This window comes from Aeromicrobium sp. (assembly GCF_025965075.1).
Classification (GTDB): Bacteria; Actinomycetota; Actinomycetes; order Propionibacteriales; family Nocardioidaceae; genus Aeromicrobium.
This window is the reverse complement of the sequence record NZ_JAOPXQ010000137.1, coordinates 15,946-40,617: the sequence shown is the minus strand read 5'-3', so window position 1 is coordinate 40,617 and position 24,672 is coordinate 15,946. Positions and strand designations below refer to the sequence as shown.

Below are 24,672 nucleotides of genomic sequence, written 5' to 3'. Positions count from 1 at the left end.
GCGACCTGATCGAGGACTCGGAGGCGATCGTCCCGGCCGACGCCGTGTCGTTCACGCTCCTGCAGGAGCAGCTGCACGCCGTCCTCGACACGCTCAGCGAGCGCGAGTCCGGCGTCGTGTCGATGCGGTTCGGCCTGACCGACGGCCAGCCCAAGACACTGGACGAGATCGGCAAGGTCTACGGCGTGACGCGCGAGCGCATCCGTCAGATCGAGTCCAAGACCATGAGCAAGCTGCGTCACCCCTCGCGCTCGCAGGTCCTGCGCGACTACCTCGACTGAGCCGTCATCACCTCGCAACGCCCGGGCAGACTTCCTGCCCGGGCGCTGTGTTTTTCGGATTTCGGCCGCGCGCGGCGCGTGGATGTGTGAGGTTGGGGCGTCACACTCCCACCACGGACCGGAGCGTCCCATGCAGTTCTCCCGCACGGCGCCGCGACTAGCGGCACTTCTGACCACCGTCACCTTGATGTTCGCCCCGATCGCGGCGCACGCGGATGACATCCCCGGGACCCCCGGCCCCGACACCATCACGGGAACACCCGCGTCGGACGAGATCAGCTCTGGCGACGGGGACGACGTGGTGACCGGTGACGGCGATGCCGTGGGCGGCGCGACCGTGGACGGCGGAGACGACACGATCAGCTCCGGCGACGGGGACGATGTGGTGACCGGTGACGGCGATGCCGTCTTCGGTGGAACCGTGAACGGTGGGAACGACACGATCAATGGCGGCGACGGGGACGACAACCTGACCGGTGACGGCGATGCCGTCTTGGGTGGAACCGTGAACGGCGGGGACGACACGATCAACGGCGGCGACGGCAACGACCAGATCCTGGGCGACGGATTCGATTTCCTCGGCGCCACCAACGGCGGTGACGACGTGCTGAACGGCGGCGACGGCGACGACGTGATCTACGGCGACGGTGACAGCTTCTGCATCGTCATCTTCTGCAACACGATCGCCAACGGTGGCGACGACGTCCTCAACGGCGAGGGCGGCAACGACGTGCTGCTCGGCAACAGTGGCAGCGACCTGCTGTGCGGTGGCGAGGGTGACGACCTGTTGCTCGGTGGCGAGGACGCGGACATCGCTTGCGCGGTCGATGACGTCGTGACGGTCGCAGCCGGCGTCGTCAGCGTCCTCGACCTCGCGGGCAACGACGAGCAGCTCGATGACGAGACGTCCGAGGTCTCCCCGCTGATCTACTCGATCGAGAAGACGAACCGGTGCACCGACGCCACGATCGACGCGGACACCGGTGAGCTCACCTTCTCAGCGACCAGGTCGGGCAGCCTGACGTACGGCGTCACACGCGCGGATGCTGCCTTCACGACTCTCGCCGACGTGCTGATCGCCGTCACGGGTCGCGGTGGCTGCGGTGCGGTGACTGGCAGCGGCAACACAGGCAATGCCTCGACGGCGGCGGACAACGTCGTCACGACCGCGGGCTACACCTCGGCCGTCCTGCCCGACACCGGCGCTCCCGAGCACATCATGCTCGGTGCGGCGGGCGGGCTGCTGCTGGTCCTGAGCGGGCTGGGCCTGATCGCCGGCGAGCGACGCCGCATCCACGCCTGACGACGCGGCAGAGCATGACGAGAGCCCGCCCGGATCTTCCGGGCGGGCTCTCGTCATGCTTGCTGTGGTGAGGTCAGACCTCGTCGACCAGCGCCGAGGGAGCGAGGCGCTCGCTCTCGTCATGGATGGAGGCGGACATCTCGCGGAGCTTGTCCTCGTGCTGACGGGCGTGGTGGGCGCAGAACATGAGCTCTCCGCCTCCACCCAGGGTCACGCGAACGTAGGCCTGGGCGCCGCACCGGTCGCAGCGGTCGAGCGAGCTCAGCTTGGGGGCTGTCAGTGTTGTCACGGTGACCTTCTCTCTGAGCCATCGGCGGTTGTGTCCTGATCAACATCCAACCACGGAGGGGTATTCCGTGGCGGGCGGTCCGCCGGATGGTGACCTATGACATAGATACTCCCTGACGGGGACAAACCGATGCAGGCGCGCGGCGGACCGCGTGTCAGACGGGAGTCCATGGCCACGCTGGCTAGGGTTGGTCGAAGCCGCACTCGCAAAGGAAGCCATCATCGACAGCACGTACGACGCCCGGAACCTCCTCGTCCTCGAGGGGTTGGAGGCGGTCCGCAAACGCCCCGGCATGTACGTCGGCTCGACCGACACGCGTGGTCTCATGCACTGCCTGTGGGAGATCATCGACAACTCCGTCGACGAGGCCCTCGGTGGGCACGGCTCGCACATCCTGGTCGCGCTCAACGCCGACGGCTCGGTCGAGGTGCAGGACCAGGGGCGCGGCGTGCCTGTCGACATCGAGAAGAAGACCGGCCTGACGGGTGTCGAGGTCGTCTTCACCAAGCTGCACGCCGGCGGCAAGTTCGGCGGCGGCTCCTACGTCGCGACCGGCGGCCTGCACGGCGTTGGCGCCTCGGTCGTCAACGCGCTGTCGTCCCGCCTGGACGTCGAGGTCGACAAGGGCGGCGCGACGTGGGCGATGTCGTTCCGTCGAGGAGTCCCCGGGGTGTTCGCCGGCGAGGGTCCCGACGCCGACTTCACGCCGACCAGCGAGCTGCGCAAGATCGGCAAGGTCGCCAAGGCCAGGACCGGCACCCGGGTCCGCTACTGGTCCGACCCGCAGATCTTCATCAAGGGCGCCACGTTCGCCTACGACGAGCTCGTCGGCCGGGCGCGCCAGACCTCGTTCCTCGTGCCGGGTCTCGAGCTCGTGATCCGCGACGAGCGGGGTGACGTCCCGAGCGAGGAGAAGTTCCGCCACGACGGCGGCATCGCGGAGTTCTGCGAGTTCCTCGCCCCCGACGAGCCGGTCAGCGAGGTCCTCCGCCTGCAGGGCGAGGACGTCTTCACCGAGACCGTGCCGCTGCTGGACGCCAAGGGACACATGACGCCGCAGGACATCGAGCGCAAGCTCGGCGTCGACGTCGCGCTGCGCTGGGGGACCGGCTACGACACGGGGGTCAAGTCGTTCGTCAACATCATCGCGACGCCCAAGGGTGGAACCCACGTCAACGGCTTCGAGCGCGGCATCACCAAGACGTTCAACGACGTGCTCAAGACGACCCGGCTGCTCAAGTCCGGCGACCCGGACGTCATCAAGGACGATGTCCTGGAGGGCATGACCGCGGTCGTGACGGTCCGGCTGGCCGAGCCGCAGTTCGAGGGTCAGACCAAGGAGGTCCTCGGCACGCCCGCGGTGACCAAGATCGTCAACCAGGTCGTGTCCCGCGAGCTCAAGGCGTTCCTGACCTCGACCAAGGCCGCGCAGAAGGCCAAGGCGCGGATCGTCATGGAGAAGGTCGTGGGCGCGTCCCGGACCCGCATCATGGCCCGCCAGCAGCGCGACACCCAGCGCCGCAAGAACGCGCTCGAGTCCAGCGCGCTGCCGGCCAAGCTCGCGGACTGCCGCAGCAACGACGTCGAGCGCTCCGAGCTGTTCATCGTGGAGGGCGACTCGGCCCTCGGCACGGCCAAGTCGGCCCGGGACTCGGAGTTCCAGGCCCTCCTGCCGATCCGCGGCAAGATCCTCAACGTCCAGAAGGCCAGCATCGGCGACATGCTCAAGAACGCCGAGTGCTCGTCGATCATCCAGGTCGTCGGCGCCGGCTCCGGGCGTACGTTCGACGTCGACGCCGCCCGCTACGGCCGGATCATCTTCATGGCCGACGCCGACTCCGACGGGGCGCACATCCGCTGCCTGCTGGCGACGTTGTTCTTCCGCTACATGCGCGAGCTGGTGGACGCCGGGCGGGTCTACACCGCCGTCCCGCCGCTGCACCGGATCGAGCTCTCGAGCCCCAAGAAGGGCCAGGAGAAGTACGTCTACACGTATTCGGACGCCGAGCTGCAGCGCAAGCTCGCCGAGCTCAAGCGCCGGAACATCGCGTGGAAGGACCCCGTCCAGCGCTACAAGGGCCTCGGCGAGATGGATGCCGGGCAGCTCGCGGAGACCACGATGGACCCGCGCCACCGCACGCTGCGTCGGTTGACCGTCGACGACGGCGAGGCCGCGGCCGAGGTGTTCGAGCTCCTGATGGGCAACGAGGTGCCGCCCCGCAAGGAGTTCATCGTGCAGGGCGCCTACGAGATCGACGCCGACAAGATCGACGCCTGACGGCGGCCGTCAGACGACGGGCCGCAGCAGGCCCGTGTCGACGTCGTAGATGAATCCGCCGACGATGACGTCGTCGCTGATCAAGGGGTGCGTACGGACCCGCAGGACATCGGCCCTGACGGTGTTCTCCTGGTCGACGATCGCGCCGAGCGTCATCCAGGAGGCGTCCGAGCCGGAGCTGTCGGCGATCCGACCCTTGAGGTCGTCCTCCGTCGAGGACGCCATCGCGCAGCGCGTGTGCTCGACGACGAGCACGCGATTGACGCGCAGGAGGTTGACCCCGAGCACGAGGGCCACCAGCGCCTGGTCGGTGACGCGGCCGCCCGGGTTGCGCAGGATCTTGGCGTCGCCGGCCTGGAGTCCGATCATCTCGAGCGGCTCGATGCGCGAGTCCATGCAGGTCACCATCGCGACACCCGCGTGGGCGATGCCGTCGAAGCCGGACAGGGTGAAGTCCTCGGCGTACGCGTGGTTGGCGGCGAGGAGGTCGTCGAAGTCAGCCATGGGGAACAGCGTATCCAGCCCCGGTCGACGTCACTCCAGGGGCTGCTCGGACGGGCTGCGGAGCAGGACCAGCCCCAGCACGGCGGCGATCACCGCCGCGACGGCGGCCCCGACGAAGACCGCGTGGAGCTGCGTGATGCCGGCGTCGCGGAGCGCGTCCTTGTAGGCCTGGCAGAGGTCGTTGCCGGTCCCGCCGCAGAGCGTCGAGGCCGGCGGGATCCGGTCGGACGCGCGGTAGAACGCCTGGAGCCCGATCGTGGTGAGGGCCGAGATGCCGAGCAGCATCCCGACCATGCGGGCCACGATCAGCAGCGCCGAGGTGATGCCGTGGACGGCGTCCGCGGTGTGGCCCAGGAGGACCGAGTTGACCGGTGCGATCGCGAGCCCGAAGCCCAGACCGCCCAGGACCAGCGACAGGGTCTCGACCTGGTGGTCCAGGGAGGTCGGCCCCCACGTCGACATGTGCCAGAACGCCACTGCGCTCATCAACATCGCGATGCACGTCAGGACGTTGGCCGGGACCCGGCGCAGCAGCCAGCCGCCCAGCACCGCCCCGACGGGCAGGGCGACGAGGAATCGCACGAGGACCAGCGCGGCGTCGAGCTGGGAGTCCCGGTCGACGGTCAGCCGGGCGAAGAACGGGATGTCGACCAACGCGGCGATCAGCGCGGCGCCGATGAAGAACGACACGACGAGCGAGCCCCACGCGGCCCGGTCGGCCAGGGCGCCGCGGGGGACCAGCGGCCGGGGGGCGCGTCGCTGCCGGATGGCGAAGCCGACGAATGCGACGACGGCGATCGGCACGAGCCACGGCGCATCGGGCGACACCGTGCCGCTCTCGGGATCGGCCGAGGCGAATGTCAGGATCACGGCGCCCAGGCCGAGCGTCAGGAGCAGGCCGCCCCACACGTCGGTCTCGCGTGCGAGGGCCGGCCAGGTCCGCCACGCGAGCAGGGGGTGGCGCGCGGTGAGGATCCGCACCAGGAACAGGGCGGACAGCGCGAACGTCAAGAGCGCCAGCGGGGTGAGCCAACGGGAGTCGCCCGTGACGGGGAGGTAGGCCCGACCGATCTCGACGTCCTGCACCAGCCGGGTGGGTGCCGCCATCACCAGGGCGAGCCCGGCCAGTGCCAGGGCGCCGAGGGCGCCGCCGATCCAGTCCGCCCGGTCGCTCGTGACCTTCTGCCGGGCGGCGTCGCGCAGCGGCAGCATCGCGGCGGCCAGCACCAGCCCGATCGCGCAGTTGAGCCAGAAGATCGTGCGCCAGTCGCCGAAGGCCAGCACGGCGGCGCCGTACAGCGGGCCGAGGACGCTGCCGAGCTCCTGGACGGCGCCGACGACGCCGAGGGGCAGCCCGCGCTTGTGCGGCGGCCACAGGTCGGCCACCAGCGCCAGCGTCGGCGGGATCAGTCCACCGCCACCGATGCCCTGGATGAGCCGCCCGGCGACGATCGTCTCGAGGTTGAAGGCCGCGGCTGTCACGATCGATCCCACGGCGAAGATCGCGAGCGACCCCAGCAGCACCGGCACGCGCCCCCGCAGGTCCGAGATGCGCCCGATGAGGGGCAGCACCGCGACGTACCCGAGCAGGAAGCCCGACACGATCGGCGCGGCGCGCTGCAGCTCGTTGAGGTCGAGGCCCACGGTGCTCATCATCTTGGGCAGCGCGAGCACGACGACGTACGTGTCGGCAGCTGCGAAGGAGATCGCGACAGCGGCGAGTCCCAGCAGGACCTTGGAGGCGGGCCTGATCGTCGGGGTGCTGGTCACGGGTGCCGGTTCAGGGAGCCTTGATCGTCACCGGCGTGTCCGACGTCGCCAGGGACACGGTGTAGGTGACCTTGCCGCCGCTGGGGTAGAACTGGCCGGTCAGGGTCGCGTCGCGCAGCTCGTCGTCGTCGTCGAGGCGGTAGACGACGGTGAACGTCTCGTCGGCCGCTGCCGACGGGATGATGGTCCGGACGACGTCACCGGGCAGGGTGCCCTTGATCGTCGTCAGGATGTCCTTGCCGTCGCGGCTCCTGCCGTCCTCCTCCAGCTGCTGGGTCTTGACCAGGATCTGCGTGATCCCGTCGTCGGTGGAGAGCAGCGAGGCGGGATCGGGGGCCTTGAGCGAGGCGGGGTCGATCGTCAGGAACACGGGGGCCAGCCCGGTCTTGGCGTAGACCTTGCCGTCGACCGCGATGACGTCGGCGCCCAGGCTCGCTCCGCCCGTGACGACCTTGACCGTGCCGTCGAACGCTGGGGAGTGGTTGCCCTTGCCGGTCGCCGACAGCAGGCCGGTGATGCCGTCCGGGAGGCTCGGCGTCGACAGCGAGATCGTGATCGTCTCGGCACCGTCCAGCGTCTTCTTGGCGGTCGCGAGGCGGGCCGCGAGCTGGTCGGTCCCGTCGTCCTTGCTCCCCTTGTCGTCGGAGGAGCCGGTGCAGCCGGCGAGGGCGAGACCGGTCGAGACCAGGGCAAGGACGAGGAGTCGGGTACGCACGGGCTCAGTCTTGCACGGCGGGAGCCGGCGTCTCGTGCCCGCTGGGCAGCGTCGCGGCGGGTCCTGCCACGGCCAGGATCGGCTGGGAGACGGGCACGCCGGAGCCGTCACGCCGGTCGCTGACGGCGGGGAGCTCGACCGGTGTGCCACTCGTCGCGCACGCCATCGGCACGCCGTCGCCGACCCAGGCCAGCAGGAGGCCGTCCTCGCCCTTGAGCAGCCGTTGGCAGCGGACGCCGCCCGTGGCCCTTCCCTTGGGCGGGTAGATCGACAGCGGGCTGACCTTGACGGCACCGGTCTGTGTGCCCGGCAGGGCGTCGGCGGAGCCGGCGACCGTCACGACGTGGGCCGTCGCGATGTCGCTGACGGCGGCGAACGACACGGCCCGCTGGCCGGCCGCGAGCTTGATGCCGGCGACACCGCCGCCCGAACGGCCCTGCGGACGTACGAGCGAGGCGGAGAAGTAGAGCAGCTGGGCGTCGGACGTCACGAAGGCCAGCTGCTCGTCGCCCGTGGCCAGCTCGACCGCGCCGACGACGACGTCGCCGTCGGCCAGCGAGATGACGTCCCATGAGTCGCGGGACAGCGTCTCGGGCCTGACCCGCTTGACGACGCCCTGACGGGTGCCGAGCGCGAGGCCCGGTCCGTCGGCGGCCAGCGAGGTCAGGGCGAGCACCGTGCCGTCGAGGTTGGGCAGCTCCCGCACGGGCATGCCGCCCTGCAGGCTGGGGGACTGCGCGGTGGGCGGCAGCGCCGGGAGCTCGAGCACCTGGATGCGCTGCACCCGGCCGTCGGCCATCACGACGCCGATCTCGCCACGGGCCGTCGTGCGCACGGCCGAGACGATCGTGTCGTGCTTGACCCGGCGGTCGACGTCGCCGAGCGGTGAGTCGTCCGAGGTGCGGGCGAGCAGGCCCGTGGCCGACAGCAGCGCCCAGCACGGGTCGTCGGCGACCTCGAGCGGCGACGCGGCGGTCGCGGTCTGTCCCGAGGACTCCAGCAGCACCGTGCGGCGGGGGGTGCCGAACTTCTTGGCCATGTCCTCGAGCTCGTCGCCGACGACCTTCCGCAGGAGCCGGTCGTCGGCGAGGATCGCGTCGAGGTCCTCGATGATCTTGCGCAGCTCGGCGATCTCCTTCTCGACCTCGAGCCGGTCGTAGCGCGTGAGCCGGCCGAGCGTCAGGTCCAGGATGTAGGTCGCCTGCAGGTCGGACAGGTCGAACACCGTCATGAGCCGCTCCTTGGCGGCCGCACGGTTGTCGCTGGCGCGGACCAGCTGGATGACCTCGTCGATGTCGAGCAGCGCGAGCAGCATGCCCTCCAGCAGGTGCAGCCGGTCGGCGGCCTTGGTGCGACGGAACTGGGTCCGCCGGCGGACGACGTCGAGGCGGTGCTCGAGATAGACCTCCAGCATCGCCTTGAGGCCCAGCGTGCGCGGCTGGCCCTCGACCAGCGCGACGGCGTTGATCGCGAACGAGCTCTCCATCGGGGTGCTCTTGTAGAGCTTCTCGAGGATCGACTCGGGGATGAAGCCGTTCTTGATCTCGATGACCAGGTGCAGGCCCTTGTGCCGGTCGGTCAGGTTCTTGATGTCGGAGATGCCCTGCAGCTTCTTGGCCTGGACGAGCTTCTTGATCGCCTCGATGACCTTCTCGGGGCCGACGTTGTAGGGCAGCTCGGTCACGACGATGCCCTTGCGGCGTGGGGTGACGCTCTCGACCCGGGCCGAGGCGCGCATGCGGAACGAGCCGTTGCCCGTCGCGTACGCGTCGCGGACTCCCTCGAGCCCGACGATCTTGCCGCCGGTCGGCAGGTCGGGGCCCGGGATGAATCGCATGAGGTCGTCGAGATCGGCCTTGGGGGTCTTGATCAGGTGGCGCAGCGCCTGCACGACCTCGATCAGGTTGTGCGGCGCGATGTTGGTCGCCATGCCCACCGCGATACCGCTGGCCCCGTTGACCAGGAGGTTGGGCAGGGCGGCCGGCAGCACGACCGGCTCGTTCTCCCGGCCGTCGTAGTTGGGCTTGAAGTCGACGGTGTCCTCGTTGATCGAGGCGGTCATGGCCTCGGCTGCGCCGTGCATGCGGACCTCGGTGTAACGCATCGCGGCCGGCGGATCGTCCTGCGAGCCGAAGTTGCCGTGGCCGTCGGCCAGCGGGAGGCGCAGCGACCACGGCTGGATCAGCCGGACCAGGGCGTCGTAGATCGAGCTGTCACCGTGGGGGTGCAGCCGGCCCATGACCTCGCCGACGACGCGCGCGCTCTTGACGTGGCCCCGGTCGCTGCGCAGGTTGAGGTCGTCCATCGTGTAGAGGATGCGCCGCTGGACGGGCTTGAGGCCGTCGCGCGCGTCCGGCAGGGCCCGGGCGTAGATGACCGAGTAGGCGTACTCGAGGAAGCTCGATCGCATCTCGTCGCTCACGTCGGTGTCGACGATGTGCTCCTCGAAGTCCTCCTCGGGAGCCTGCTTGCTGCTGCGGGCCATGCCTTCCTCTCCTGGAGACGCTGGTCAGGCGTCCATTTTTCCCCACGCCGACGACTGGACTCCCACCGCCACGCCGACACCCGACCCGATAGGTTGGGCTCGTGACCAGCGAGGTGCATGCCGTCGAGCACTGGGAGGCCGACGTCCTGCTCCGGGACGGCCGCGTCGCCCAGCTCCGGCCGATCCGCGCGGCTGACGCCGCGCTGATCGTCGAGTTCTACGCCAGAGTGTCCGAGGAGTCCAAGTACTTCCGGTTCTTCGCACCCTATCCGCGCCTGTCGGACAAGGACGTCGCCCGCTTCACGACGGTCGACCACGACCGGCGGGTCGCGTTCGTCGTGACGCTGCACGGGGAGATCATCGGCGTCGGTCGCTACGACGCGATCACGGACGACGAGGCCGAGGTCGCGTTCCTCGTCGAGGACGCCCACCAGGGACGCGGTGTCGGCCAGCTCCTGTTGGAGCACCTGGCCCAGGCGGGGCGGGAGCGCGGTCTCCTGCGGTTCATCGCGGACGTGCTGCCGTCCAACGCCCGCATGCAGCAGATCTTCCGCGAGATGGGCTACCAGGTCGAGGGCATGATCGAGGACGGCGTGCAGCGGCTGTCGTTCCAGATCGAGCCGACCGACATGGCGATCGGCGTCATGCGGGCCCGCGAGCAGCGCGCCGAGGCCGCCTCGATCGAGCGGATCTTCCGGGCCCGGAGCATCGCCGTGATCGGCGCGAGCCGGCGGCAGGACTCGATCGGCCAGGCGATGGTCCGCAACCTGGTCCTCGGCAACTTCAGCGGCAGCGTCTACGCCGTCAACTCGCAGGCCGAGGCGGTCTCGGGGCTCCCGGCCTACAAGACCGTGCAGGACATCCCCGGCGAGGTCGACATCGCGATCGTCGCGGTCCCCGCCGAGTCGGTCAACGACGTCGTGCTCGACTGCGCCGCCAAGGGCGTCCACGGGCTCATCGTGATCTCCGCCGGCTTCGCCGAGGAGGGGCCGGAGGGGCGCCAGCGCCAGCGGGCGCTGCTGGGCCTGAGCCGGTCCTACGGGCTGCGGCTGATCGGGCCCAACTGCCTGGGCTTCATCAACACGGCCCCCGACCTGCAGCTCAACGCCTCGCTGTCGCCGGCGATGCCCCCGCAGGGTCGTGTCGGCTTCTTCTGCCAGTCCGGTGCGCTCGGCACCGCGATCCTGGAGTCGGTGTCGCGTCGTGGCCTCGGCCTGTCGACGTTCGTGTCGGCCGGCAACCGCGCCGACGTCTCGGGCAACGACCTGCTGCAGTACTGGCAGGAGGACGACGCGACCGAGGTCGTCCTGCTCTACCTGGAGTCGATCGGCAACCCGCGCAAGTTCTCCCGCATCGCCCGCCGGGTCTCGCGCACCAAGCCCATCGTCGCGGTGAAGTCCGGCCGGTCGACGCAGGGCGTCCCGGTCGGCCACTCGGTCGCCCGGACCTCGGCGCCCCAGAGCGCCGTCGACGCGATGTTCCGCCAGGCCGGGGTCATCCAGGTCGACACCCTCGACGAGATGTTCGACGTCGCCCAGCTGCTGGCCCACCAGCCGCTGCCGCGCGGCAACCGGATCTCGATCGTCGGCAACTCCGACGCCGTGGCCCTGATCGTGGCGGACGCCGCGGCGGCCTCGGGGCTGCGGGTCAACGAGCCGGTGTCGCTGGGCGCCAACGCCAACGCCGACGACTTCGAGGTCGCGATCGACGAGGCGATCGCCAGCACCGACACCGATGCCCTCGTCGCGGTCTACATCCCGCCGCTCAACACGACCGGCGAGGAGGTCGCCGACGTGCTCGCCGCGATCGGTGAGCAGTCCGACAAGCCCATCGTCTCGACATTCCTCGGCACGGAGGGCGTCCCGGTGCTGCTGCGAGTCCCTGACCTCCTGGGCGGCTCCGCCGGACGCGGATCGGTGCCGTCGTACTCTGCGCCGGAGTCCGCGGTCCGCGCGCTGTCCCGCGTCGTCAACTACGCCGAGTGGGCCGCCCGCGAGCACGGCGAGTTCCACCTCTCGCTGGACCACCGCACGGGCGACGCCCGGGCGCTGGTGCGGCAGGTCCTCGCCGCGGCACCGCGCGGCGCGATCCTCTCGACCGACCAGGTCCACGCCCTGCTCGCCTGCTACGGCATCGACCTGTGGACGTGGATCAACGTCCACAACCGCGAGGAGGCGATCGCGGCGGGGGAGAAGCTCGGCTGGGACGTCGTCCTCAAGGCCGGCAGCGAGCACCTGCGCAGCCGTCCCGACATCGCCCACATCTGGCGCGGCATCCGCAACGCCGACGAGATGGGTGCGGCGTGGGATCAGCTGACGAGCTGGACCGGGATGCGCAAGGACACCAAGTTCTTCGTGCAGCGCGTCGCGGCGGAGGGCATCCAGGTGTCGTTCAGCGTCACGGAGGACCCGTTGTTCGGTCCGCTCGTGTCGTTCGGCCTCGCCGGTGCACCCAGCGAGCTGCTGGGGGACCGCTCCTACGGCATCCCGCCGCTGACGGACCTCGACGCCGAAGCCATGATCCGCAACCTGCGATCGGCTCCGTTGCTCTACGGCTACCGGGGGTCCGAGCCCGCCGACGTCGACGCGCTGCAGGACATCATCGTGCGGCTCGCCGCGATGAAGGACGACCTGCCCGAGATCGCCGAGCTCGACCTCGAGCCCGTGTCGGTCCACGGCACGGGATACACCGCGCTCAGCGCGCGGGCCAAGGTCATGCCCTCGACCGACCGTCGGGGCGAGTGGTACGTCCGGCGGCTCAGTCAGCCGCCAGTCTCGGGAGATACGCTGACGTGATGACCCTCGACCACACCGACGCCCTCTTCGACGAGGTGTCCCGGAGTGGCTACTACCCCGAGATCGTGGCGGACGGCCTGCGCGACGCGCTGGCCGGTGAACCCGTCGCCGGGTACGTGCTGCACCACGAGCCCACGTTCGACCGCGACGAGATCCGCCGTCACATGACGGTGCTGGCCCTGACGACGAGCCGGCTGATCCTGGTGCACACCGACGAGCACCCCGGTGACGACCTGCTCCCCAAGCCCTACACGTCGACGACCTCGGAGGCCGTGGGGATCGACCAGGTGCGCTCCGTCGTCGTGACCCGCATGGTGACCTCGAAGTCCAAGCAGCTCGAGGAGGCGGTCCTGACGATCAGCTGGGGCGCGGTGTCCCGCGTCGAGCTGGAGCCGGCCCGGTGCTCGGACCCCGAGTGCGACGCCGACCACGGCTACTCCGGCAGCCTGACCGGTGACGACTTCTCGCTGCGTCTCGCAGCAGCGGGTGACGGCGGTGCCGCGGTCGAGCGGCTGTTGACCTTCGCCCGTACCCTCTCGGCTGCGACCAGCGGCCGGGCCTCATGACGACGCCGGGTGTCGGCGGGCGTGCGACGATCGACCGGCTGATGCCGTCGGTGGGGGCCGCGCTCGGTGTGCCGGGCCTCGACAACTCGCTCGGCCTCCCGGATGGCCCCCGCTACGTCGTGTTCCTGGTCGACGGGATGGGCCTGGAGCTGTTGCGCGAGCACGGCGACGCTGCCCCGTTCCTGTCGTCGCTGAAGAATGTCGAGGACGTCGTGTGCGGTGTCCCGTCGACGACCGTGACGAGCCTGACGTCGCTCGGCACGGGGCTGCGCGCCGGCGCCCACGGCATGGTGGGCTACACGTCGCGTGTCCCGGCGACCGGCAAGCGGCTCAACGCGCTGAAGTGGGACCAGCCGCTCGACCCCACGGCCTGGCAGCCGCACCCGACCGTCCTGCAGCGTCTCGCCGAGGCCGGTGTGTCCGCGACCTCGGTCAACGACGCCAAGTTCGAGGGCACGGGCCTGACGGTCTGCAGCCAGCGCGGGGTCCCGTTCCACGGGGTCAACTCGGTCTACGAACGCCTCGACGTGGTGGTCGACGTCATCGAGTCCGCGCCCCGCTCGGTGACGTACGCCTACGAGTCGCGCCTCGACCACACCGGCCACTCCAAGGGCTGCACGTCCGAGGAGTGGCGGACGATGCTGACGACGATCGACACCGAGCTGATGGAGCTGCGCGACGAGCTGCCGCGCGACACGACCCTGGTCGTCACCGCCGATCACGGGATGCTCGACCTGCCGTTCGAGGACCGCTTCGACGTCGACGCCTCGCCCCGCCTGCTCGACGACGTGACGCTGCTGGCCGGCGAGGCGCGGTTCCGTCACGTCTACACGCGCGACGGTGCCGCCGAGGAGGTCGCGGAGCGCTGGCGGGCGACGCTGGGCGACCGCGCCGTCGTCCGTACGCACGCCGACATCGAGGAGTGGTTCGGCCCCGTGTCGCCCGACGTCCGCGGCCGGATCGGCGATGTCGTCGTGGCCGCGCTGGGCGACTTCGGCGTGTTCTCGTCGCGGGAGTTCGGCATCGAGATGAAGATGACCGGTTTCCACGGCTCGATCACCGAGGCGGAGCTTCGCATCCCGGTGCTGGTCTCGGCTTAGCCGCACGACGATCGGGTACGGCGGCCCCATGACTTCCATCGCGATCATCGGAGCTGGCAGGGGACTCGGCGCGGCCGTGGCCCGTCGATTCGCGGCGGAGGGATTCGCCGTCGGGCTGATCTCCCGGCACCAGGGGCGGCTCGACGCCCTGGCGGCGGAGCTGACCGCCGACGGCGTGCAGGCGCAGGGATTCGCCGCGAACGTACGGGATCCGGCCTCGATCGCCGCTGCGCTCGAGCAGGTGACCGAGACGCTCGGCCCGATCGAGGTCCTGCAGTACAGCCCGCTGCCGCAGAAGGACTTCATGCGGCCCGTCCTCGAGACGACGCCGGCCGACCTCGTCGGACCTGTGGAGTTCTCGATCTACGGACCGGTCGCGGCCGTGCACCAGGTCATCCCCGGCATGCGCTTCCTCGGTGAGAACCGCGGCACGATCCTGTTCGTCAACGGCGGCTCGGCCGTGACGCCCGGCCGCAACGTCACGGGGACCTCGGTCGCCTTCGCGGGCCAGGCGGCGTACGCCGAGCTGCTCCACGAGGTGCTGGGGGAGGAGGGGATCCAGGTGTCCCAGCTCATCATCGGCGGGCGCATCATCGAGGGTGACGACGAGAAGGACCCGGCCGTGCTGGCCGATCACCTGTGGAACCTGCACACCCGGCGTGACACGTTCCGTCAGCAGATCAGCGCCGACTGACGGCCCCGGTCACATGGCCCCGGTGTCGAGGTAGCGCTGGTGCCAGCTGAGCGCCTCGCCCAGGAGGTGCGGCGTGTGCCGGGCCGTCGGGTGGGCCGCCCAGGCCCGTTCGGCGTAGTCGAGCAGCGCGTCCCGGAAGCGTGGGTCGGCGCACTGGGCGATGACCCGGCGGGCGCGGGCCCGTGGTGACAGGCCACGCAGGTCGGCCAGCCCGTGCTCGGTCACGACGACGTGCACGTCGTGCTCGGTGTGGTCGACGTGGCTGACCATCGGCACGATCGCGGAGATCGCGCCGTCCTTGGCGGTCGACGGTGACAGGAAGAAGTTGAGGAAGGCGTTGCGGGCGAAGTCGCCGCTGCCGCCGATCCCGTTCATGATGGCGCTGCCCATGATGTGCGTCGAGTTGACGTTGCCGTAGATGTCGGCCTCGATCATCCCGTTCATCGCGATGACTCCGAGGCGACGCACGAGCTCGGGGTGGTTGGAGATCTCCTCGCTACGGAGGATGATCCGCCCCTTGTAGGCGTCGATGTTCGCCATGAACCGGGCTGCACCGAGATCGGACAGCCCGAAGGACGTGGCGGACGCCGAGACGAGCGTCCCGCTGTCGAGCAGGTCGAGCATCCCGTCCTGGATGACCTCGGTGAAGGCCGTCAGGCCCGTGAACTCGCTGCCGTCGAGATCGGCCAGCACCGCGTTGGCGACGTTGCCCACACCGGACTGGATCGGCAGCAGCGTGCTGGGCATGCGCCCGACCCGCACCTCGTGGCGCAGGAAGTCCAGGACGTGGTGGGCGATCGCCGCGGAGGTCGCGTCGGGCGGGCTGAACGGGGAGTTGCGATCGGGCCGGTCCGTCTCGATGACCGCGACGACCTTGTCCGGGTCGACCCGGAGGTAGGGCTCACCGATCCGCTCCATGGGCGACGTCAGCAGGATCGGGCGTCGGTGCGGCGGCAGCGCGGTGCCGTAATAGACGTCGTGGAAGCCCTCCAGCTCCCGCGGCTGCCAGTGGTTGACCTCGAGGATGACCCTGTCGGCCTGGTCGAGCCAGGTCTTGTTGTTGCCGACCGACGTGCTGGGGACCAGCACCCCGTTCGGCAGGATCGCGGTGACCTCGACGACCGCGACATCGAGCGGCCCGTAGAAGCCGAACCACATGTGCTGCGCGGAGTGGCTCAGGTGCTCGTCGATGTAGTCGACCTCGCCGGAGTTGATGAGGCTGCGGAGCGTCGGGTCGGAGCTGTACGGCAGCCGGGTCGAGATGCCGTCGACCTCGGCGAGCGCCCCGTCGGCGTCGGGAGCGGTCGACGCGCCGGTCCACAGGCCGATCCGGAAGTCCTCGCCGGCGTCGTGGGCCGCGCGGATCCGGTCGGCCAGGGCCGCCGGGAGCGCCTTGGGATAGCCGGCACCCGTGAAACCGCTGAAGCCGACGTTGTCACCGGGGCGGATGAGCTCCGCGGCCGCGGCAGCGGTGCTGGTCATCGTGCTGAGGACCGGGCAGGTGATGCGGCTCATGAGCTCCTCGTGGGCATGGACGGGCTGCGCCTCACGGGCGTCCCGTCGAGCCATTATGCGCCCCGGCCGATCTCGCCCCCGACCCGGCTCGTGGCGCACGGCCCCGGCGATGAAAGCATGGGGCGCGGGATCCGGGCACCGGGATCCTTCGTTGCGCACTGAGGGGACCACATGGCACAGCTCGGCTTCTACAGCGGCACGATGGACTGCGGAAAGAGCACGCTGGCGCTGCAGATGGACCATAATCATCGTGCCCGCGGCCGGGTCGGTCGGGTGTTCACGTCGCACGATCGCGCCGGCACGGCGACCCTGTCGAGCCGGCTCGGCCTGGCGGTCGAGGCCATCGAGGTCAGTGACGAGTTCAACTTCTGGCAGTACACCGTCGACGAGCTGACTCAGGGTGGCCGGATCGACTACTTCGTGTGCGACGAGGCGCAGTTCTACACCGTCGACCAGATCGACCAGCTGGCCAAGGTCACCGACGAGCTGTCGATCGACGTGTTCGCGTTCGGGATCCTCACCGACTTCCGCACGCAGCTGTTCCCCGGATCCCTCCGGCTGGTCGAGCTCGCCGACCGGGTCCACACCCTGCAGGTAGAGGCACTGTGCTGGTGCGGTGAGCGGGCGACCCACAACGCGCGCACCGAGGACGGGATCATGGTCACCGAGGGCGAGGTCATCGTCGTCGGTGACGTCGACGACCCGGAGCGGCCCGTTCCACAGGTCGGCTACGAGGTCCTCTGCCGCCGGCACCACCGACGCCGGATGACGGCCGAGACGGCCAAGGCCGCCGCGATGTCGCCCGACGTCCTCCCGTTCGACTGAGCCGAGCGAGCTCTGCCGTTCGGCTCAGTCCGACTTGTCGCCGAACATGATCTCGTCCCAGCTGGGGACGCGGCGGCGCTCGTGCCGTTTCTTGCGGGGGCCCATCGTGTCGGGGACCGCGACATTGTCCTCCAGGGAGTCCTCGAAGTCGTCGACCTCGGTCTCCGGGGCGGGTGCGGCGGCCTCGGCCTCCTCGGCCTCGCCCAGGGCGAGCTGCTCGAGGGCGCGGCGGTCACGGGCCTTCTTGAGCGACGAGACGCCGGTGAGGAACTCGGCGTCGTCGGCCAGGGCCTCGACCTCGACGATCCCGACGTCGAGCATCATCTCCTCAACGACGTCCGGCTCGCCGGCGGCGGGCTCGGGCCGACGCTCGGCGCGTACGGCGTCGGCGATCGCCATGTCGGTCGAGTCGGGCAGCGCGACGTCCCCCACGAGATCGTGCGCGAACTCGTCCGCGGGGACGACATAGCGGCTCTTGACGTCGAACAGGAAGGTCGCGGGATGGGTGCGGTCGTGCGGCGTGACCACGACGGTCCAGCGACCGTCCTCGCGCCGCCAGGAGTCCCAGACGGCTTCCTCGGGCACACCACCGGACGAGGCGATGTTCTCGTCGACGAGGGTGCCGAGCAGCACGCCGGCGCCACCGATGTGCTTGCGGCGGATCGAGGTCTTGCGGGCCTGCTCACTCATGAACTCGCGCTCGGCGAGGACGGGGCCGGCGAAGCCCGAGATCTGCTCGACCGGCACGCCGGCGGAGTCGGCGACCGACTGCGGCGACTCGCCGCGGCGGATGCGGGTCTGGATGTCGCGCGGGCTGAGTGAACTTTGCATGCGGATCTCCAACTGGCCGGAGGTGCTCCCGGTTTGGGACGTCTTGCCGATCAGGGAAGTGAGGCGGTGGTCGGCCGTGATGCGGAACTGCTCACCGGATGTGAGGTCGCGCGCAACGAGGAACCGTCGGTCCCCACTCAATCCCTCGAGATCGAGATCGCGCATCCCATCGCCTCCGATGTCTCGCCGCTCCGCGTGGCGTACACAGGAGCGTCCTCTCATATTAGGTGGGACGAGCACCAGGATCGGGCGACGCGCCGACGCACGATAGCGTCGATGCCGTGTCGGACACCGTGCTGCTGGTCCTCGAGCTGGTGGGCATCGCGGTCTTCGCCTCGACGGGTGCTCTGATCGCCGTCCGCAAGGAGCTCGACGTCTTCGGCGTCGCGGTGCTGGCGATGATCACGGGGCTCGGCGGCGGCGTCATGCGCGACGTCCTGATCGGTGCCGTGCCGCCCAATGCGCTGGAGGACTGGCGCTATCTCGTCGTCCCATTCGTGACGGCCATCGTGGTGTTCGCGTTCCATCCGGCGTTCGGCCGGCTCGAGCGCGAGATCATGCTGCTCGACGCCGTTGGCCTCGCGCTGTTCTGTGTCACGGGCGCCGTCGCGGCGGACGCGGCCGGGCTCGGCTTCCTCGCGGCGGCTGCTCTCGGGATGCTGACCGGCATCGGCGGCGGCATGATGCGCGACATCGTCTCGGGTCGCGTGCCGGTCGTCTTCCGCGGTGAGCTGTACGCCACCCCGGCGTTCGCGGGTGCCCTGGTCGCGACCTTCGTCCACCACCAGGGCTGGCCGCAGTGGTGGTACCTGCTGGCCGGCGGGATCTGCCTGGTCTGGCGGGTCCTCGCCCTGCGCCGGGGGTGGAGCGCCCCCCTGCCCCCAGGTGTCATCGGCTGATCCCCACCCCACCCCCCGCACCGCTGGCGGTGACGTTTGCGCCCCCGATCCCGCGTTTTTGGGGCCCAAACGTCACGCCCAGCGGGGCTGTGGACGAAGGGAGGTGCCGGACGGGGAATCTCGCGAGCATCGGGGCGTGAGCCCCTTCGATCCGACCTTCCAGTCACGACGCACTGCGTTCGCCCGCGCCTCGGGAGTGTCCGCCAAGGGCGCCCGGGGCCCCGCGTTCGTGCACCCGCACCACGGGGTCCTCCGACATGCCGGGTCCGCCACCGATCCGCTGCTCCTGAAGATCTCCGACGCGGTCGCGTTGCTGGGGCCCCAGCACGTCCTCGGCGGATGGGCGTCGTTGCGGGTCCAGGGCAACACGTGGTTCGACGACCGGGTGTCCGAGGGTGAGCGCCGGGATGTCGGCCTGCACTGTCTCCCCGGGTCGCAGCTGCGACGTCGGCCCGGGATCAGCCCGTTGCGGGGATTGCTCCATCCCGAGGAGATCGTGTCGCTCGAGCACTACGACGTCACCACGATGGCACGGGCGGCGTACGACGAGATGCGCCTTGCACGGGATCTCCGTGAGTCCGTCGTGGTGCTGGACATGGCGACCAGCACGACCCACCGTCTGCCACATGCGACGCTCGCGGCGGTCGAGCGGGTCGTCAGCATGCACGTCAAGACGCGGGGGATGGCCCAGGCGCGCAGGGCCCTGGGGCTGGGGTCGACCCGGTCGGCGAGTCCATGGGAGACCCGTACCCGTCTGGTCGCCGAGCTGGACGCCGGCATCACGGGTCTGCGGGTCAACCCGCCGGTCTTCGACGAGCTCGGCAACCTCCTCGGCGTGGTCGACCTCCTGGACGAGGCCACAGGCCTGGTCATCGAGTCCGATGGGGGCCAGCACCGCGAGGTGGAGAGGCACACCGACGACAACCGGCGCGAAGAGGAGCTCGAGCGCGGTCGGTTGACGGTGTGTCGCTTCACGTCACTCGATCACGCGGACCGGCTGGCCATGGCGGCACGGATGGTCCGGGCGCGACGGGATGCCGCACGGGAACGAGACCGTCGCTGGACCCTCGACCAACCTGACTGGTGGCGTGAGTGGCCCCCCGCGGCCCGCTGGCGGTGACGTTTGGGCCCCAAAATCCGCGGATCTGGGGCCTAAACGTCACTCCCAGCGGTGGGGTGGGTCAGCGGCGGCGGGGGAGGACGCGGTCGAACTCGGCGTCGTGGTTGCCGAAGCGGTGGTTGGTGATCGAGATCGCCTGCTCCTGCAGGAACGGCAGCGCCTCGACCCGACCGGACGGGGTCACCGGTTGGGCGTGGATCGCGACGTCGGGGTCGCCCTCGACGACGGCCGACAGCTCCTTGGCGTCGGTCCCCACCAGGCGTACGCGCGCGGGGCGTTCCTGCGCCACGTGGGCCAGCCACTCGTCGTGGGTCTCGGTGCGAGCCCCGTCCACGAGCCCCGCGGGTAGCTCGGTGCGGCTGCTGACCGTGACGGGGGAACCCGTCCGGGCGGCGGCGAGCAGGATCCGGACCAGCTCGGGCAGGAAGCCGTCGAAGCGGATCGTGACCGGCACCGGCACGTAGCGGAAGACGTTGCGCTCGACCCCGAGCCTCGAGACATCCTTGGCGACGCCGTACTCCCGGGTCCACGCGACGTGGTCGGATGCCGCGGCGGCGGTGAGGGCGAGGTGCTCGGCGGGGGTGACGTGGGACCGGGCGGCCTCGAGCAGCGCGCTGACGGCCGGTGCGAGGTCGGGGGCACCGGACGACGCCCGTAGGGGGCGGGGCGTCCACGACCCCAGGTGGGTCAGGTAGTTGGGGCCACCGGCCTTGGCAGTCGTCCCGACCGAGGAGCGCTTCCAGCCGCCGAACGGCTGCCGCTGGACGATCGCGCCGGTGATGCCGCGGTTGACGTAGAGGTTGCCTGCCTGGACCGTGTCGATCCAGGTGTTGACCTCCTCGGCGTCGAGCGAGTGGATCCCCGCGGTCAGGCCGTAGTCCGTCGCGTTCTGCCACTCGATCGCCTGCTCCAGCGACGAGGCGTGCATGATCCCGAGGATCGGCCCGAAGTACTCCGTCGTGTGGAACTGGCTGCCGGGACGCACGCCCGTACGGATGCCGGGCGTCCAGACACGCGCGTCGGCGCCCAGCTGCTCGGGGGCCAGGAGCCACGTCTCACCGTCGCCGAGCGTCGTCAGCCCGTCGGCGAGCTTGCCGCGTGGGGGCTCGATGACCGGCCCCATCGTGACCTCGGGATCCGTGGGGTGGCCGACCTTGAGCGACGACACCGCGTCGACGAGCTGGCGCTCGAACCGCTCGGACTGGGCGACCGACCCGACCAGGATCGCGAGGCTCGCGGCGGAGCACTTCTGCCCGGCGTGCCCGAACGCGCTCTTGACCAGGTCGGCGACCGCGAGGTCGATGTCCGCGCTGGGCGTGATGACGATGGCGTTCTTGCCGCTCGTCTCGGCCAGCAGGGGCAGGTCGGGACGCCAGGAGCGGAACAGGTTGGCGGTCTCCCACGCCCCCGTGAGGATGACCCGGTCGACGTCGGAGTGCGCGATGAGCGCCTTGCTCAGCGGCCCCTCGTCGATCGTGACGAACCGGAGCACCTCACGCGGCACCCCGGCCTGCCACAGCGCCTCGACCATGACCGCGGCGCAGCGCTGGCTCTGGGGAGCGGCCTTGATGATGACGCCGCTGCCGACCGACAGGGCGGCGAGCACCGAACCGGCCGGGATCGCGACGGGGAAGTTCCACGGGGGAGTGACGACCGTCAGGGTGTCGGGGACGAACTGGGCGCCGTCGACGCCGTCGAGGCGACGCGCCGACTCGGCGTAGTAGTGCGCGAAGTCGATCGCCTCACTGACCTCGACGTCGCCCTCGGCGATCGTCTTGCCGGCCTCCGCCGCCATGACCGAGACCAGGTCGCCGCGGCGGGCGCCGAGCGCGTTGCCGGCCTGGTGCAGGATCCAGCCGCGGACCTCCGAGCCCCGGTCCTGCCAGGCCCGGGCCGCGCGACGGGTGTCGTGGATGATCGTCTCGAGGCTCGCCGGTCCGGGGACGCGGCCCGCGCGGACGGTCTGGGTGCCGAGCTGTGTGTACGTCGAGCGGGCCAGGGCGAGCCGGCCCCACTCCCGGTTGGCGGCGGTGGACGGGTCGGTGTCGGGGGTGTTGACGAAGCCCGCGGCGTGCGGCGGCTGGATCTCGGTGAGGCGGTTCTGCACCCGGTGCGGGGCGGGCACGGCCTCGTCGAGGTTCTTGACCGAGTCGAGGAAGCGCTGCGTCTCGCGGTCCAGCAGGCTCGGGTCGTCGGACAGCTCGAACGCCGCGGACATGAAGTTGTCGCTGCTGGCGTTCTCCTCCAGCCGGCGCACGAGGTAGGAGATCGCGACGTCGAACTCGGAAGGGTGGACGACGGGCGTGTAGAGCAGCAGCTGGCCGATCTCGGCGCGGACCGCGTCGGCCGGGCCGGTGTCCATGCCCAGCAGCATCTCGAAGTCGATCGCGTCGCGGACGCCACGGTCGCCGGCGAGCAGCCAGGCGTACGCGATGTCGAACAGGTTCTGGCCGGCGACACCGATCCGCACGGCGTCGACCCGCTCGGGCGTGAACGCCCACTGCAGGACCCGCTTGTAGTTGGTGTCGGTGTCGCGCTTGCTGCCCCACGTCGCGAGCGGCCAGCCGTGGACCGTCGCGTCGACCCGCTCCATCGCGAGGTTGGCGCCCTTGACGACGCGGACCTTGATCGGCGCACCGCCCGACGCCCGGCGCTTCGCGGCCCACGCCTGCAGCTCCTGCATCGCCGCGAGGGCGTCGGGGAGGTACGCCTGGAGGACGATGCCGGCCTCGAGGTCGGGGAACGAGTCGAGGATCGCCGTGAACACCGCGACCGTCAGGTCGAGGTCCTTGTACTCCTCCATGTCGAGGTTGATGAAGGTCGGCTCGCCGGCGGCCGCGCGCTCGTAGAGCGGGGTCAGCTGGGTCACGACCCGTGCCACCGACTCGTCGAACGCCCACATCGACAGCTGGCTCGCGACCGACGAGACCTTGACCGAGACGTAGTCGACGTCGTCGCGGGCGAGCAGCTCGAGGGTGCCGTCCCGGCGGCGGGCCGCCTCGCCGTCGCCCAGCACGGCCTCGCCGAGGAGGTTGAGGTTGAGCCGGTTGCCGTCGGCGCGCAGCTTCTTGATCGCCCGTCCGAGCCGGTCGGGCCGGGCGTCGACGACGAGGTGCCCGACCATCCGGCGCAGCGTCCACCGGGCGATCGAGACGACGAGACCTGGCAGCAGGACCGAGGTCAGGGCCCCGAGCTTGAGCAGGAACCGCTGGAACCACGGCAGGAACGCGGGCGTGTCCTGCGCGAGGGAGCGCAGGTTGCGCGCCGCGACGCGGTGGTCGTCGGGCCGGACGACGCGATCGACGAAGCCGATCGTGAACTCGAGCCCCTGCGGGTCCTTGAGCAGCTCGGCGAGCCGCCGGGCCGCGGCACCGGGGCGGCGGGCCGAGGAGCGGGCGGGATCGATCCAGGCGCGTACGAGCTCGACGCTGCGCTCGGCGAGGGAGAGTTCGGTCATCGTGCCCCCACCTTAGTGACCTGAGGGGTCGCTTCTCACCCGGACTCGGGCTCAGTCGTGGACCCGGGCGGTCCACGCGACGATCGATCCGGCCAGCCCCGCCACGAGCGGGACCAGGAAGCCGGCCGAGGAGCCGTGGGAGTCGATGACCGAACCCGCCACCGCCGCGCCCGGGGCCACCCCGACCGACATCCCGGTGGTGGTCCACGTCAGGGCCTCGGTGAGGCGCGACGGCGGCACCTCGCGCTCGATCAGGTTGACCGTCGCGATGAGCGTCGGCGAGATCATGAACCCGCCGAGGAACATCGCCGCCGCGAGCCACGGGATGCTCGACAGGAACACCATCGGGACGAACAGGAGGCTCAGCGCCAGCAGGGCCGCCCGCAGCCGGCGCAGGGGCGCCACGGGCTGGGGGAGCGCGCCGACGGCGATCCCGGCGAGGAGGCTGCCGGCGGCCCAGACGGCCAGCACCAGCCCGGCCGCGCCCTTGCGGCCCTGCTCCTCGGTGAACGCCGCCACGATGACCTCGGCCGAGCCGAACACGATGCCGAGCGCCGCGGAGACGACGACCATCGGGCCGAGGACGCCCCACCCGATCGCGGGCCCACGACGGTCGTGGTGCCCGACGCCGGGAGGGGCGGTCGAGCGCTGCACCGCCAGCGCCCAGCTGCCCAGCAGCGCGCTGGCCGCCGCGAAAGCCAGCCCGGCGAAGTCCGAGACCTGCAGGGTCAGGAACGTGACCAGGACGGGGCCCACGATGAACACGACCTCGTCGAGGATCGCCTCGATCGAGAACGCCGTGTTGAGCTGCGAGCGGTCGCGGATCGCGTGGGACCAGCGCGCCCGGACCATGCTGCCGGTCTGCGGGGTGGCCAGCCCGGCCACGACGACGAACACGTACGCCCACGGGGTGGCCCAGTCCTGCTCGACGGCGAGGAGGAAGCCCGCGATCCCGACGGCGTACCCCGCGCCGACGCCCCACAGCACGGGGGCCTGGCCGATGCGGTCGGCGAGCCGCCCCTGCAGCGGTCCGAACGCCGCGGCCGCGAGGACGTACGCCGCCGCCATGATCCCCGCCTCGCCGTAGGTGCCGCCCCGCTCGTGCACCAGCAGGACGATCCCGAGCCCCGCCATCGACAGCGGCAGCCGGGACCACACGGCGGCCAAGGAGAACGACGCGGCGCCGGGGTGCGACAGCACGTCCCGGTACGTCCTCAACATGGCGCTCCTCCCGACCAGACTGAG

Annotated in this window: 19 protein-coding genes; 10 read left to right on the top strand and 9 right to left on the bottom strand. The window is 70.6% G+C overall.

Going from position 1 to position 24,672, the window contains the following annotated elements:
* Together JWQ91_RS08660 and JWQ91_RS08655 are read left to right on the top strand one after the other, a co-directional pair.
* The coding region (locus JWQ91_RS08660; protein ID WP_297782509.1) for a sigma-70 family RNA polymerase sigma factor at positions 1–281 on the top strand (281 nt) is incomplete at its 5' end.
* A gap of 130 nt (positions 282–411) precedes the next feature.
* Positions 412–1,584, top strand: coding sequence for a calcium-binding protein (locus tag JWQ91_RS08655; RefSeq protein ID WP_297782507.1), 1,173 nt, complete (start codon positions 412–414; stop codon positions 1,582–1,584).
* A 73-nt stretch (positions 1,585–1,657) separates the two neighbouring features.
* On the opposite strand, the gene JWQ91_RS08650 is transcribed toward JWQ91_RS08655, so the two are convergent.
* Positions 1,658–1,873: a hypothetical protein gene (locus tag JWQ91_RS08650; protein ID WP_297782505.1), complete on the bottom strand. Its 216-nt coding sequence runs from the start codon at positions 1,871–1,873 to the stop codon at positions 1,658–1,660.
* Between the two features lie 187 nt (positions 1,874–2,060).
* On the opposite strand from JWQ91_RS08650, the gene JWQ91_RS08645 reads away from it, so the two are divergent.
* Entirely contained in the window at positions 2,061–4,151 is a 2,091-nt protein-coding gene (locus JWQ91_RS08645; RefSeq protein ID WP_297782503.1) for a DNA topoisomerase IV subunit B, read from the top strand.
* A 9-nt stretch (positions 4,152–4,160) separates the two neighbouring features.
* On the opposite strand, the gene JWQ91_RS08640 is transcribed toward JWQ91_RS08645, so the two are convergent.
* Genes JWQ91_RS08640 through JWQ91_RS08625 form a run of 4 tightly spaced genes read right to left on the bottom strand, consistent with a single transcriptional unit; the run spans position 4,161 to position 9,625 of the window.
* Entirely contained in the window at positions 4,161–4,655 is a 495-nt protein-coding gene (locus JWQ91_RS08640) for a carbonic anhydrase (RefSeq protein ID WP_297782501.1), read from the bottom strand.
* A 30-nt stretch (positions 4,656–4,685) separates the two neighbouring features.
* Positions 4,686–6,425, bottom strand: coding sequence for an MFS transporter (locus tag JWQ91_RS08635; RefSeq protein WP_297782499.1), 1,740 nt, complete (start codon positions 6,423–6,425; stop codon positions 4,686–4,688).
* A gap of 10 nt (positions 6,426–6,435) precedes the next feature.
* Complete coding sequence (locus JWQ91_RS08630) at positions 6,436–7,140, bottom strand: LppX_LprAFG lipoprotein (RefSeq protein WP_297782498.1); 705 nt, start codon at positions 7,138–7,140, stop codon at positions 6,436–6,438.
* Between the two features lie 4 nt (positions 7,141–7,144).
* On the bottom strand, positions 7,145–9,625 hold the full coding sequence (locus JWQ91_RS08625) for a DNA topoisomerase IV subunit A (RefSeq protein ID WP_297782497.1): 2,481 nt from the start codon (positions 9,623–9,625) through the stop codon (positions 7,145–7,147).
* A 101-nt stretch (positions 9,626–9,726) separates the two neighbouring features.
* Here JWQ91_RS08625 and JWQ91_RS08620 point away from each other — a divergent pair, with 101 nt between their 5' ends.
* The 4 genes from JWQ91_RS08620 to JWQ91_RS08605 are packed head-to-tail and all read left to right on the top strand — an operon-like array spanning position 9,727 to position 14,780.
* Entirely contained in the window at positions 9,727–12,420 is a 2,694-nt protein-coding gene (locus JWQ91_RS08620; RefSeq protein ID WP_297782496.1) for a bifunctional GNAT family N-acetyltransferase/acetate--CoA ligase family protein, read from the top strand.
* The gene (locus JWQ91_RS08615; protein ID WP_297782494.1) at positions 12,420–12,986 is read left to right on the top strand and encodes a DUF5998 family protein; all 567 of its coding nucleotides are present in this window, start codon (positions 12,420–12,422) and stop codon (positions 12,984–12,986) included. The genes JWQ91_RS08620 and JWQ91_RS08615 overlap by 1 nt, the downstream gene beginning before the upstream one ends.
* Entirely contained in the window at positions 12,983–14,086 is a 1,104-nt protein-coding gene (locus JWQ91_RS08610; RefSeq protein WP_297782492.1) for a nucleotide pyrophosphatase/phosphodiesterase family protein, read from the top strand. Before JWQ91_RS08615 ends, JWQ91_RS08610 begins: the two co-directional genes overlap by 4 nt.
* Positions 14,087–14,114: 28 nt before the next feature.
* The gene (locus JWQ91_RS08605; protein WP_297782490.1) at positions 14,115–14,780 is read left to right on the top strand and encodes an SDR family NAD(P)-dependent oxidoreductase; all 666 of its coding nucleotides are present in this window, start codon (positions 14,115–14,117) and stop codon (positions 14,778–14,780) included.
* Positions 14,781–14,789: 9 nt separating this feature from the next.
* On the opposite strand, the gene JWQ91_RS08600 is transcribed toward JWQ91_RS08605, so the two are convergent.
* Positions 14,790–16,295 carry an acetyl-CoA hydrolase/transferase family protein gene (locus JWQ91_RS08600; RefSeq protein WP_297782488.1) on the bottom strand — a complete coding sequence of 502 codons (1,506 nt, stop codon included), beginning with the start codon at positions 16,293–16,295 and terminating at the stop codon, positions 14,790–14,792.
* Between the two features lie 171 nt (positions 16,296–16,466).
* Here JWQ91_RS08600 and JWQ91_RS08595 point away from each other — a divergent pair, with 171 nt between their 5' ends.
* Complete coding sequence (locus JWQ91_RS08595; RefSeq protein WP_297782486.1) at positions 16,467–17,120, top strand: thymidine kinase; 654 nt, start codon at positions 16,467–16,469, stop codon at positions 17,118–17,120.
* Between the two features lie 24 nt (positions 17,121–17,144).
* Here the strand turns inward: JWQ91_RS08595 and sepH are convergent, their stop codons facing one another.
* The gene (gene sepH, locus JWQ91_RS08590; protein ID WP_297782484.1) at positions 17,145–18,116 is read right to left on the bottom strand and encodes a septation protein SepH; all 972 of its coding nucleotides are present in this window, start codon (positions 18,114–18,116) and stop codon (positions 17,145–17,147) included.
* 116 nt (positions 18,117–18,232) lie between these two features.
* Here sepH and JWQ91_RS08585 point away from each other — a divergent pair, with 116 nt between their 5' ends.
* Positions 18,233–18,850, top strand: a complete 618-nt coding sequence (locus tag JWQ91_RS08585; protein ID WP_297782482.1) for a trimeric intracellular cation channel family protein — start codon at positions 18,233–18,235, stop codon at positions 18,848–18,850.
* A gap of 136 nt (positions 18,851–18,986) precedes the next feature.
* On the top strand, positions 18,987–19,970 hold the full coding sequence (locus JWQ91_RS08580) for a DUF559 domain-containing protein (protein WP_297782480.1): 984 nt from the start codon (positions 18,987–18,989) through the stop codon (positions 19,968–19,970).
* 61 nt (positions 19,971–20,031) lie between these two features.
* Here JWQ91_RS08580 and JWQ91_RS08575 read toward each other — a convergent pair whose 3' ends face one another.
* Both JWQ91_RS08575 and JWQ91_RS08570 read right to left on the bottom strand, forming a co-directional pair.
* Entirely contained in the window at positions 20,032–23,427 is a 3,396-nt protein-coding gene (locus JWQ91_RS08575) for a bifunctional proline dehydrogenase/L-glutamate gamma-semialdehyde dehydrogenase (protein WP_297782478.1), read from the bottom strand.
* A 51-nt stretch (positions 23,428–23,478) separates the two neighbouring features.
* A complete protein-coding gene (locus JWQ91_RS08570) occupies positions 23,479–24,648 on the bottom strand; it encodes an MFS transporter (protein ID WP_297782476.1) in 1,170 nt (389 codons plus the stop codon).
* Between the last annotated feature and the right edge of the window lie 24 nt (positions 24,649–24,672).